General features: G+C 57.8%; 7 protein-coding genes. 3 read left to right on the top strand and 4 right to left on the bottom strand.

Features of this window, described 5'->3' with window-relative positions; all coding sequences use genetic code 11:
• Positions 1 to 39 precede the first annotated feature (39 nt).
• A complete protein-coding gene (locus tag H0484_RS00830) occupies positions 40 to 2841 on the top strand; it encodes a M16 family metallopeptidase (protein ID WP_226952539.1) in 2802 nt (933 codons plus the stop codon).
• Positions 2842 to 3011: 170 nt separating this feature from the next.
• Here H0484_RS00830 and H0484_RS00835 read toward each other — a convergent pair whose 3' ends face one another.
• The 3 genes from H0484_RS00835 to H0484_RS00845 all read right to left on the bottom strand — a co-directional run bounded on the left by H0484_RS00835 (position 3012) and on the right by H0484_RS00845 (position 8586).
• Positions 3012 to 4700 carry a tannase/feruloyl esterase family alpha/beta hydrolase gene (locus H0484_RS00835; protein ID WP_226952541.1) on the bottom strand — a complete coding sequence of 563 codons (1689 nt, stop codon included), beginning with the start codon at positions 4698 to 4700 and terminating at the stop codon, positions 3012 to 3014.
• A 371-nt stretch (positions 4701 to 5071) separates the two neighbouring features.
• Positions 5072 to 7306, bottom strand: coding sequence for an NADP-dependent isocitrate dehydrogenase (locus tag H0484_RS00840; protein ID WP_226952542.1), 2235 nt, complete (start codon positions 7304 to 7306; stop codon positions 5072 to 5074).
• 251 nt (positions 7307 to 7557) lie between these two features.
• Complete coding sequence (locus tag H0484_RS00845) at positions 7558 to 8586, bottom strand: linear amide C-N hydrolase (protein WP_226953003.1); 1029 nt, start codon at positions 8584 to 8586, stop codon at positions 7558 to 7560.
• A 171-nt stretch (positions 8587 to 8757) separates the two neighbouring features.
• On the opposite strand from H0484_RS00845, the gene H0484_RS00850 reads away from it, so the two are divergent.
• Positions 8758 to 9960 carry a multidrug effflux MFS transporter gene (locus tag H0484_RS00850; protein WP_226952543.1) on the top strand — a complete coding sequence of 401 codons (1203 nt, stop codon included), beginning with the start codon at positions 8758 to 8760 and terminating at the stop codon, positions 9958 to 9960.
• Positions 9961 to 10590: 630 nt separating this feature from the next.
• Entirely contained in the window at positions 10591 to 11580 is a 990-nt protein-coding gene (locus tag H0484_RS00855; protein ID WP_226952544.1) for a hypothetical protein, read from the top strand.
• Between the two features lie 141 nt (positions 11581 to 11721).
• Here the strand turns inward: H0484_RS00855 and dnaJ are convergent, their stop codons facing one another.
• The gene (gene dnaJ, locus H0484_RS00860) at positions 11722 to 12843 is read right to left on the bottom strand and encodes a molecular chaperone DnaJ (RefSeq protein ID WP_226952546.1); all 1122 of its coding nucleotides are present in this window, start codon (positions 12841 to 12843) and stop codon (positions 11722 to 11724) included.
• Positions 12844 to 12961: the final 118 nt, after the last annotated feature.

The raw sequence follows: 12961 nt of genomic DNA on the forward strand, positions 1-12961 counted from the left end.
GTCCTGCAAAGAATCACCGCTCTACACGAAGGAAGTCCCATGTCAGTTTCACGCGTTTCCCGCTTGATACCGCCCTTTCGCAACTTACTGCTGTGCTTTGCCGTGCTGGCGCTGGGCTGGGCGGCTCAACCGGCTTTGGCGCAGCCAGTCTCCGCTGCTGCGCAAGCGGCATCCGACGAACTCCCGCCAGGCATACAGCGCATGTATGCCATGGGCGGTGTCACTGAGTATCGCCTTGAAAATGGCTTACGCGTGCTGCTGGCGCCTGACGCCGCACAGCCCAACGTGACAGTCAATATGACCTACCTCGTGGGCTCGCGCCACGAGAACTACGGTGAAACCGGGATGGCGCATCTGCTTGAACACATGCTGTTCCGGGGCACCCCCAGTTTGCAGGATGCACTGGCCGAATTTTCGCGCAGGGGCTTACGAGCCAACGGCAGCACCAACGAAGACCGTACCAACTACTACGCCTCGTTTGCCGCCGACCCGACCACGCTGGATTGGTACTTGCGTTGGCAAGCTGACGTCATGGTCAATGCCCTGATTGCCCGCGAAGATCTTGATGCCGAGATGACCGTTGTACGCAACGAGATGGAGCAGTCCGAAAACAGCCCTTTCAGCATCTTGATGCAGAAACTGCGGGCTGTCGCTTATCAGTGGCATAACTACGGTAAATCTACGATAGGGGCACGCAGCGACGTGGAAAACGTCGACATCGCCAATCTGCGTGACTTCTATAAGTTGCACTACCAACCCGACAATGCCGTGCTGATCGTCACCGGCGACTTCGATGCCGCCCAAGCACTATCCACCATTCACGCCGCCTTCGCTTCTATACCCAAGCCCGAGCGGCATCTTCCCCCCGAGTACACCCTCGAGCCCGTACAAGACGGCGAACGCCAGATCAGCTTGCATCGCGCCGGTGGCAGCCCCATTATTGCCGCGCTGTACCGTGTACCCGAAGCAGCCAGTCCCGCGTACGTACCAGTGGAATTGGGGGTCGCCATATTGGGCGACGAGCCTGCTGGGCTGCTGTATCGCAAACTTGTAGAAACCGGCCTGGCTTCTGATGTTTTCAGCTTTGCCGCCGGTAAGCACCAGCCTGGCTACGCCTTGCTGGGTGCGGTTTTGACGGACACCATGGACGCTGCGAAAACCCGCGATGCCCTGCGCGAATTGCTGGACACGCTCAGCCCCGAAGACTTTACCCAAGCTGACCTGGACCGCGTACGTCGGCAATGGCTGACCGGCTGGGATAAAGTGCAGGCTAATCCGGCCGCACTGGCCAGCAATCTTTCCGAATATTCGGCCATGGGCGACTGGCGCTTGTACTTCTTGCAGCGTGACCTTGTCGAACAAGCCACCCTGGAAGACGTTCGCACGCAAACCTTGGCTTACTTGGTACCTGACAACCGCACCTTGGGCACCTATCTGCCTACTGAAAAACCTAAACGTGCGCCTTCAGCCCCACAAACGGATGTGAACGCGCTCTTGAAGGATTACGCGGGCCGCGAACAATCTGCCGCTGTCGCTGCTTTTGACGCCAGCCCGGCCAATATAGAAGCCCAGACGCAACGCAAGACCTTGACCCTGCCTAATGGCCCCGTGCAACTCGCCTTGCTCCCCAAACCCACCAGAGGCCAGTTGGTGCAGGCCAGCCTTTTGATGCAGTTCGGCGACGTTGAGAGCCTTAAGGAAACGAGCGCGGTGGCTGACGCCGTCAGCGCTTTGTTATTACATGGCAGCAAGCGCCTGAGCCGCCAGGAAATTGAAGATCGCGTTACCGCCCTGCAAGCTCAGGTTTCCATAAGCGCTACGCCGGGTCAGGTGCAAGTGATGCTGTCTACCATCTCCGAGAACCTACCCGATCTGATCACGCTGGTCACTGAAATATTGGCCGAGCCCAGCTTCCCTGAGCCTGAGCTCGAGCGTTACAAGCGGCAGGTCTCTACCGGCAACGCCAACGCCCGCGCCGAGCCCGCGTCTGTCGCTTCTCGTGCGTTGGCACGTCACGACAACCCCTGGCCCAAAGGTGATGTGCGTTACACCCCCACCTTCGATGAAGAACTGGCCGGCTATACCGCCCTAAAAACAGCAGACCTACATCGCTTCCACCAGCGTTTTTACGGGGCTGGCAAGCTGGCTTTTGCCGCCGTGGGCGAATTTGACCCAGAGGCAGTTACTGCGGCACTTGAAGCCGGTATTAAAACTTGGCCTGAAGCGCCCGCTTTCACGCCGATTCCCAACCCCTTGCGTGCTGTAAAACCGGTGCAGCTGACGCTGGATACGCCCGACAAGGCAAATGCTTTTTATCTGACTCACCTGCCCCTGCCAGTACAAGATACAGACCCCGACTTTTCCGCCTTGCTGCTAGCCAACTATTTACTGGGCGGCTCGGAAACATCCAGGTTATGGCAACGGGTGCGCGTGCAAGACGGTTTGTCTTACACCGTGCGCAGTGATTTATCGGCCTCACCCCGTGAACCCTCTGGTGCTTGGTCTATGTATGCCATTCATGCGCCAGACACCAGCGAACGTCTGAAGGCGGCATTCAAAGAAACGCTAAGTAATGCCCTGGAGCAAGGCTTTACTGACCAAGAAGTCGCCCAAGGTATTTCGGCCATGCTGAACTACCGCAAACTGAACCGGACCCGCGATGCTGTGCTAGCACAGGGTTGGATCAACTACCTGGATCTGGGCAGGGATTTCACGTGGTCGGCTCGTATGGACGAGGACTTGAGCAAGCTGGATGCGGGCAAGGTAAACGAGGTTCTGCGCAAGTACCTGAAGCCGGAGCAGATCAGCAGCGCGCTGGCTTCCGACCCGGGCAAACGCTGATGTCCCGACGAGATCGTCGGAAAGGACTGAGTTCGGCGCCATACCGAACTCAGTCCAGATTCACCTGGCTTAATTTGACTTGCCAGCTGAGATAGGCCGGCTCAAGAGAGCCTGACCTATTTCATTGACAGGCGGCAGGTGCTGAGTCAACCGCCTGTCCTGCCCAATGTTTAATGGGTAGGTGTCTCGCAAGTAAAGTTAGCTGCGTCATCGGTACTACCGTTACCCGTGTGGCGTGCCACCAGGGGGTAGGTGCACAAGGGGCGCGTGCGCGTCACCGACTGGTCTTCAGCCTGCTTGGTGGCGATGATCTCAGCCGGCTGCACGCCCTTCTCAGACCAATCCATCAAGGCGCGGAACATATTGTTCTTGGCCGTCTGCTCGGCAGCGCTTTCCTGGTCGGCAGCCTGGCCGAACAGGTTGGGGCCGTCGCCGCCATTGCAGTGACCCACGCCGGGCGCCATGTACAGGTTCACGAACTCGGCCGTTGCCTCTTTGCCCATGGTCTGCTGAATGGACTCGTAGTAGCGGATCGTGCCCTGTGGCTGAATGCCGAAGTCCGTCCAGCCATGCCACATGATGAGCTTGCCGCCGCGTGCCTTGAACTGGCTGAGGTCAGGGTCGGAAGTGCTGACCACGGGACCGACCTCATCTATGCTTTTCTGGAAGAAGTCGCCATAGTTCTCATAGGTGAGTGTTTTCCAATCCCATGTGGGATCGTAATACACCCAGTACTTGGCCTGCTCGGTCGCCATGCCAAACGGGTTCGCACCGGTAAACGCAAACAAGGGAGAGCTTGGCTCTTGACCCGGCCACAGCAGATTGCCATTGATATCCTTGGCTCCCGCCCAGATTTTTTCTATGGCAATGGCTTCCGCGTGCGTCAGGCAGTCAGGGCCGTTGCAGCCAGCGTAGGTCAATGTGGGGTCTTGCGAGGGTTGATAGTTGCATAGACGCGGATCGTCGATCACCCCATCCACCACGCCGTCGAGGGCGTCGCATGCAGCAATGGCCTTGGCTCCCGCCAACTCGCCCTTGACGAAGCCCAGTTCATTGCCCAGGCCCAATTCTTCTTTCTGGACAACCGAAGGCCAGATCTGGTACGACTGGAAGCGCTCCATATGGATGGCGGGCGCACCCACCAGAATGGCGTCGTAGTCATCAGGATAACGTTGCGCCATGGCCAGGCCTTGGCGACCGCCGGTAGAGCAGCCGTACCAGTAGGAACGCACGGGTTCTTGCTCGTAATAGGATTGCGTCAATTGCTTGCCCACGACGGACATCAGGTGCAGGCTGCGGTAGGCAAAATCCTCTTTGGCCTGCACGTTGGGCTGGCCGTTGGGCAACAAGGCAAAAGAGCCATCCATCATGCCTGCCGGGCCTGCCTGGTGGCCGGTGTCGGTCGTGACGCCGACAAAGCCTGCACCGACAGAACCCGTGGCAGGCGATACGGCACCTGCGAACATGCCGCCGCCTTCAGAGCGGAAGCGGCCGTTCCACGTTCCATCGGAAGGCATGGCGACATGAATATTGACTTCGGGGTCGACGTGCACCTTGACCAGACAATATTCCTTGGTCACATCGCCGTCCACGGTCTCTTGAGAGACCTCCAGGATGGAGGCCTTGAAGCCGGTTGCGGGATCATCGTCCGTGGTCAATGCCGTGGCCCCTACGCCTTCCATCGTGCAATGATTCTTGGGCGCAATGGCCAAATCGCCGATACCGGGCTCTGGCGCCGGGTTCGGCGGATTGCTGGCTGAATCATCGCTGCTCCCTCCCCCACAAGCTGCCAACAATGCCGTCGCCAGCGCAGCGCCGGCCAGATTGAGTGAACGGAATGATTTTTTGTTCTTCCTCACTGAATATGCTCCTATATTTTTGATATCGTTTGGAACCCCATGAAAACAGTATATTTTTCAATAAGAAGTTCACATGGAGAGCACAAGTATCACAGATTCAGTGTACTTATTGAATATAGGCAAACCCTAGGGTTGGGAAAAAAAATCACCTACCAACTAACGACAAAAGGGCCCAAGCGTTACATCCACTACGCCAATCATGCAGCGGATCATGCAAATAAAAAAAGACCGAGTACGGCGCAACACCGAACTCGGTCCATGACCGCCTAGCTTAATCTCACTGTCTGACTGAACGGGTCAGTTCATTTACAGTACGAGGCGGTTTTTTCATGCTATAGACAAGGAGCCATAGCCCCTTGTCTGGTCATACATCAGTTGACGCTTGCAAGCGCAGCGTTGAACGTGGCGCTGGGTCGCATCACCGCATCAAGCTTGGCTTCGTCAGGCAGGTAATAGCCACCAATATCGACGGCTTGGCCCTGCACAAGCTTGAGCTCTTCGACGATCTTGGTTTCGTTGTCGGCCAGCTGTTTAGCCACCGCTGCAAACTTGGCAGCCAGGTCTTTGTCTTCGGTTTGCGAAGCCAGAGCCTGGGCCCAGTACAACGACAGGTAGAACTGGCTGCCACGGTTGTCGAGTTCGCCAGTGCGACGCGAAGGCGACTTGTTGTCTTCCAGCAGCTTGCCGGTAGCTTGATCCAGCGTCTTGGCCAGCGTCTTGGCACGCTCGTTGTTGTACTTGATGCCCAACTCTTCGAACGACACGGCCAGGGCCAAGAATTCGCCCAGGGAATCCCAACGCAGGTGGTTTTCTTCGATGAGTTGCTGAACGTGCTTGGGTGCCGAACCACCCGCGCCAGTTTCGTAGAGCCCACCACCCTGCATCAGGGGAACGACGGACAGCATCTTGGCCGAGGTGCCCAGTTCCATGATGGGGAACAGGTCGGTCAGGTAGTCACGCAGAATGTTGCCGGTGACCGAGATGGTGTCCAAGCCGCGTGCGACACGCTCGAGCGTGAAACGCATGGCCCGCACCTGGCTCATGATGTGGATTTCCAGGCCCTTGGTGTCGTGATCCTTCAGGTAGGTGTTGACCTTCTTGATCAGCTCGGCTTCGTGCGGACGATAGGGATCGAGCCAGAAGACTGCGGGCATGCCCGAGTTGCGCGCACGCGTGACAGCCAGCTTGACCCAGTCGCGGATAGGAGCATCCTTGACTTGGCACATACGCCAAATGTCGCCTTGCTCGACGTTCTGGCTCATCAGCACTTCGCCGGTAGCCAGATCGGTGATGTTAGCCACGCCGTCTTCGGAGATTTCGAAGGTCTTGTCGTGCGAACCGTATTCTTCTGCTTTTTGCGCCATCAGGCCCACGTTGGGCACCGTGCCCATGGTGCGCGGGTCGAAGTTGCCGTGCCATTTGCAGAAATTGATCATTTCTTGATAAATGCGGGCAAAGGTCGACTCTGGCATAACAGCCTTGCAGTCGTAGGGCTTGCCGTCGGCAGCCCACATCTTGCCGCCGCCGCGGATCATGGCGGGCATGGAAGCGTCAACGATGACGTCGTTAGGCGAATGGAAGTTGGTAATGCCCTTGGCCGAGTCCACCATGGCCAGCGGAGGCCGATTCTCTTGGCACTTGTGCAGATCGCGTTCGATTTCTTCGCGCTGCGAGTTGGGCAGCTTGGCGATCTTGGCGTACAGATCGGCCATGCCGTTGTTGACGTTGACACCCAGTTCGTCGAACAGTTTGCCGTGCTTTTCAAAGGCTTCTTTGTAGAAGATTTTGACGCAGTGGCCAAACACGATGGGGTGGGAAACCTTCATCATCGTGGCTTTGACGTGCAACGAGAACAGGATGCCGGCTTCTTTGCAGTCTTCGATCTCACGCTCGTAGAACGCGCAGAGCGCCTTTTTGCTCATGAACATCGAGTCGATGACTTCGCCGTCCAGCAGCGCCAACTTGGGCTTGAGCACAATGGTCTTGCCGCTCTTGGTGATGAGTTCCATCTTGACGTCACGAGCGCGGTCGAGCGTCATGGATTTTTCGCCGTGGTAGAAGTCGCCTTCGTGCATGTGCGACACGTGCGTTTGCGACCATTGCTTCCACTCACCCATGGAATGGGGGTTTTTGCGAGCGTAGTTTTTGACAGCGGCAGGAGCGCGGCGGTCGGAGTTACCTTCACGCAGCACGGGGTTGACTGCGGAACCCAAGCAGCGCGAATAGCGGGCCTTGATCTCTTTTTCTTCGTCGGTGGTGGGGTTCTCGGGGAAATCAGGGACTTTGTAGCCTTTTTCCTGGAGCTCTTTAATGGCAGCCACCAACTGACCCACCGAAGCACTGATGTTGGGCAGCTTGATGATGTTGGCTTCGGGTTCGAGCGTGAGCTTGCCGAGTTCAGCCAAATTGTTAGGCTGACGCTGAGCGTCGGTGAGGAAATCTGGGAATTCGCCCAGAATGCGACCGGCCAACGAAATGTCGCTCGCTTCCACATTGATGCCAGCCGCAGAGGCGAAGCTGCGCACAATAGGCAAGAAAGAAGCAGTTGCCAGGCGCGGAGCTTCGTCTGTCAGGGTATAGATGATGGTTGGGTTTTGCGTATTCATCTGGTCTTTCGGTAGAGTTTGCGGGATCGAGCGGCTCTGCGCTTTTCAAGGGATGCTTGTCAGCACTAGAGTCGCCCATCGGAATACGGTTGGCACGGCTTGGTACGCCGACGCGGATGGCGGTGGCTTTCCGCAATGCATTATTGCAATGCACAATGCGAAAAATCGTCACCGCCATTTTCGCTTTTTTTTAAGTCTTATACAAGACCTGTTGGTTTAAGCTCGGATCTTCCTCTTTAACAGCCCGCGTTCTACAGGCCTAAAAACTGAAAAGGCTGGGCGGGTTGAAAGTAGCTGTGCACCTCGCCGGCCAGTGTGCGGCTTTGATTAGGGCCTAGTGCCAGCTTTAGGGTTTGGCCGGTTTCCTGGGAAAAATCCAGTTCTTTAAGGTCGACCCAGAAGATATTGGGTGTCAGGGCTGATTCAAAAAAATAACGCAGGTGTTTTTGATCGGCTACCGTGCGCCAGCGGGTAGACGCAATATTGGGCTGGTCGGGAGTCGAGATGCCAAAGGGGACGGAGACGTTGCGTATGACGCTGAACACACTGGCAATGGATTTCAGTAAATCAGGCGTCTTGGGTACCGCATTTGCGTAAAAATAAGCCCGGGCAAAGCGATCGGGCGAGCGATTGGTTCCCGGCAGCACCATGGTTCCGCCGGCTTCTTGCCAGTACTGGTTCATGGCCAGTTGTTTTCTGTAAGTGGGTGAGTTGGTCACCACCTGATATTGACTACCGTGATGGATGATCTGCTGCCCATCGATGTATTCCACAATGGCGCTGTCACCCGTGGCATCGGAAATTGCCAAGTGCAAAGTGGCCAGCCTATCCTCGCCGGGAACATAGCTGGTCACCAAGGTGAAAGGCTCGGTGCGCAAGGTTTCGACTGCTTCGGACACCGTAGCAAAATTATCCAGCACATACTGAGCCCAGGCGGCAATCGTCAAACCGGGTTTGTCGCTGGGCTCTGGATAGGAAGACTCTACCAACCACAACACACTGGCGGACAAGCCCGCCTCGTTCAAACCATCCGTCGTGGAAATATCGTATCCGGTGGCCACGACACTTCCGTATTTGGCTGTCCATTGCAGCGAGTTTTCGCCGGCCTCACCATTGCGTTTCATCCCCCGCGGAAACACCCATAAATTGGTTTCCACATCGAGACGCCAATCCATGGAGCGAGCCGTAACAATCAAATCATCGGCGCCGTGATAGACAAAACGCGTACACGCTTGCGCCACGGGCATCACCACCATACTGCTGGCGCACGCCACCGTCATGATCAATGCTGTAACCCATGAAGGTTTGGTCATAAGAACCCCTCTGAAAAGTGCCATGTGTGTAGTGCTTGCTTGCAACTTTACAGCCAAACGGGGCCGTCGCAGTAATGAGCACCTGAAAACAGGCTAGGCAGCGTGCTACGATTTTTCATTGCGCAAGCAATCGCCATCATGACATCCCAAACACCCTCCTGCACTTCCGCCAGCCACAACCCCCCGTTGTGGGGATTGGCCCTGCTGACTTTCAGCGGCACGCTGGCCATGCACATCTTCATACCGGCCCTGCCAGCCGTGGCCACTGCTCTGCACGCCACCGCGTCGCAGATGCAGCTGACCATCACCTGGTACATCATTGGCCTGGCTGTCGGACAACTGATTTATGGACCGCTCTCAGACCGCTTTGGCCGGCGACCGCCGCTACTGGCAGGCCTGGCCTTGTATACCGTGGCCAGCTTTGCCGCCCTCTTTGCCAGCAACGCCCAGATGCTGATTGCCACACGCCTTCTGGCGGCGCTGGGTGGCTGTGCGGGCATGGTCTTGGGGCGCGTTATCGTCCGAGACACCACACGCGATACCCGGGATACCGCCGGGCGACTCGCGCTGATGAACATCATGGTTGTCATCGGCCCGGGGCTGGCACCCACCGTTGGGGGGCTACTAGCCGCCCACACGGGCTGGCGCTCCATTTTCGCATTTCTGACTTTATTGGGTATTGCCAATATTTGCTATACCTGGTGGCTGCTGCCTGAAACACGGCCTGTCCTGCCCGCTCGCAGACGCGTCTCCCCCTTGCGCGAGTACTGGACACTGTTAGGTTCCAGAAAATACCTGGGATTTGCGTTAGGCGGCGGCCTCGCCACGACTTCCATTTACGCCGTCGTGGCGGCTGCCCCTTTCGTGCTTTCTACACAACTCGGGCGCCCCACCAGTGAAGTCGGCATTTATCTGACGCTGATCATATGCGCCATGGTCATCGGTTACTTACTGGCGCGAGTTTTACTGCGTCGCTTCACTCTCAAGGCCGTGCTGCTAGGCTCGAATTTCTTAAGCCTGCTCAGTGCCGGCGCCATGCTGCTTTGCTGCGTAACGGGCTACCTGAATGTGCTGACGTTTATTTTGCCCGCTATCGTTTACTCCATTGCCGCGGGGCTCACCAGCCCAGGGGCGGCTGCTCAGGCAATCAGCGTCAAGCCGCGCTTGGCTGGGGCGGCTTCCGGCTTATACGGATGCGGTCAGATGGTGATAGGTGCCGTGTGTACGGTCTTGGCCGGCCTGGGAACCGACCATGCGCTCTCTGCCGCCCTGACGCTGTGCGCCTCGGGTTTGATTGGCCAGTGGATGCTGCGTGGCGCCCTGATACATCGAGTAGGCTGAGGGCTCACCCTTCAGCCTTCGCGTGCGGGTCGGTGGCCGCGACACCTGAAAACCTCTTTACCCCATGCGATAACGAAAAGTTATTACGCGTGCCGAACCCACATCTGTGCGAAGGCGGGAATTTATATAAGAATCACTGGGCCGTATTTGTACAGCACTGAAATTTCTGGCTTGCGAGTCATCTGTTCGTCGTTATTGGTGATTACCCCTAGGTATTGCAAAAATGTAAACGAGACGATCTCGAAGCCTGGAGATTGCGTGGTCGTACGCCGCTGCGGCCCCGGGAACAAGGCCCGGGCGTATCAACAATCTGGAGGTTGGAGAACCCACAATGAAGAAAGAAACCAAGAATATGCGGTGTGCCGGGCTGGGTGCCTAGGTGCTCAAACTCAATGCGTGGCAGCGCGCCACGAGAGCCGCCGGCCTGACGCTGTGCCTGGGAGGGGCGGTCATGCTGGCCGCGTGCAATAGCGGCAGCAGCGGTGACGACGCCGCCGAGCCCACGCCCACGCCGGAACAACCCGTTTCCGGCGTGTACGACAAAGACCTGGCGTTCGACGCCTCCAACTACACCAAGCTGACGGTGAGCGTGGACGGCGAAGCGGTGCCCGTGCGCTGGTACAAAGAGGTTTGCTACGTGGCCAAGCCCACGACCATCAAAGAGCGCGTGGCGGGCGGGCCGCCGGCGCTGCGGGCATTTCCGAGAACGGCGAAAGCACCTTGCGCGACGATGTGCTGGCCGTGGTGTCGTACTGCCCGATCACGGATCTGGGCAATGCCGACCTCAGCTACGAGTGGCTGTACACGAAGCTGGACACGCGCGCCCTGGCCGGGCAAGACCCCAACCCGCGTGGCAGCATCGAACTGGCCGCCAAGTTCAAAAGTTACCAGCAAGGGCTGGGCCTGAAGAACGCCGACGGCCAGCCGCTGACCGAAGCCAACATGCTGGCCACCATACGCCAGGAGGTGGTGCGCTCCGCCGAGGTTTTCATGAGCAACGGCGGCATCATTCCCGCATTCGGCGATACCTGGAGCGACGACAACTCCATCAACGACTGGATCCACGTCAACGCCCAGACCGGGAAGGTCTCCGACATCGACATGGAGCGCTATCTGCTTTATGTCGTCAACAAGCGCGCGCTGAAAACCGCGCCGGCCTTCGACCAGAAGGGTTTGACGGTAACCAAGGCTGAAGGTGAGTCGAACCTCTTCGGCACACCTGAGCAGTTGTATTCCAACTTTACCGAATACGCCTGGGACAACAACGACGTGCCCGGCGACGGCATAGGCCTGGACGACACCGGCCTGAGCTGGCGGCAGCACATCGCCCGCGAGCCGGGCAATGTGCTGGTCGAGCAATTGAAGCTGGTCAACCCCATGGAGTACATCGGCACCGATGCGGATACCTCGCCGTACTGGTACGTGCGCCATGGCACACTGGACCGCGACACCTCGTTCGTGATCTCGCTGAACCTGAGCCGCGCGCTGCAAGCCGACGCTAAGGTACGGGACGTCGACTACCGGCTGGCCTGGCATACCGGCCATGCCGGCAACTACGACGTACCCGAAGCCATGGGCTGGGTGGCCGAGAAGCTGAAGCAGGCCGACGCCGCCCCGTAAGGCAATGTGGCGCGGGCCGAACGGCTGATGCCCGACGGCCCTGCGCCAGCGACGGCGGTAACTGCGGTCACAGAAAAAATAGGCTGTCGTACATGACAGCCTATTTTTCTACCTGCTTAAGGGGCAAGCCCCTTTTGCTTATCAGCTGAAGAAGTTCTTCACCTTGTCAGTCCAGGATTCGCTTTTGGGCGAATGCTTTTCCCCGCCTTGTGTCAACGAGGATTCAAACTGACGCAGCAACTTCTTCTGCTCTTCGTTCAGGCGTACCGGCGTTTCAACAGTAATGTGGCAGTACAGGTCTCCGGGATAGCTGGAGCGCACCCCACGTATGCCTTTGCCGCGCAAGCGGAATACCTTCCCTGTTTGCGTACCTTCCGGAATAGTGATTTCGCCGCGTCCGGTAAGTGTTGGAACTTCCAGGGTGCCGCCCAATGCCGCTTTGGTAAACGGTATGGTGAGTTCGCAATGCAGATCGTCCCCGTCACGCTGGAAAATACCATGCGGCTTCAGGTGGATTTCGACATACAGGTCTCCCGGCGGCCCACCATTGACACCCGGCTCGCCATTACCGGCAGAACGTATGCGCATACCATCGTCGATACCTGCGGGAATCTTCACCTGCAGTGTTTTGTTCTTGCGGATGCGTCCCACGCCGTCGCAAGCCACGCAGGGGTCGGTGATTTCTTTGCCGCTACCATGGCAGGTGGGGCAAGTTTGCTGCACACTGAAGAACCCTTGCGTGACGCGCACGGCGCCACTACCGCCACAAGTGCGGCAGGTTTGTGGCTGAGTACCGGGCTTGGCGCCAGAGCCTTTGCACACCTCGCAGTTTTCCCAACTGGGGACACGGATCTCGGTGTCAAAGCCCGTGGCAGCCTGCTCCAGGCTGATGTCCAGGGTGTACTTCAAATCGGCACCCCGATACACCTGCGGGCCGCCACCGCCCCCTCGGCGGCCACCGCCGAAGATCTCGCCGAAGATGTCGCCAAACGCGTCAGCAAACCCGGCGCCGCCCATACCGCCACCCGCCATATTGGGGTCTACCCCGGCATGGCCAAAGCGATCATAGGCCGAGCGTTTCTCAGCGTCACCCAGGATTTCGTAGGCCTCCTTGGCCTCTTTGAATCGCTCCTCCGCGTCCTTGTTGTCGGGATTGCGGTCAGGGTGGTACTTCATGGCCAGTTTGCGGTAGGCCTTCTTCAGCTCATCGTCCGTGGCGTTCTTACCTACACCCAGAACTTCGTACAAGTCGCGTTTTGACATAATGATCTTTCAGTGTGCGCTTGAGCCGCGCGTAAAACGAGAAGGCCCGGCCTCCGACGCAAGCATCAGAAAACCGGGCTTTCAGCGCCCTGCCCCCCTTTGTTACCCGGCTCAATGA

This window comes from Mesopusillimonas faecipullorum (assembly GCF_020539505.1).
GTDB lineage: Bacteria > Pseudomonadota > Gammaproteobacteria > Burkholderiales > Burkholderiaceae_B > Mesopusillimonas > Mesopusillimonas faecipullorum.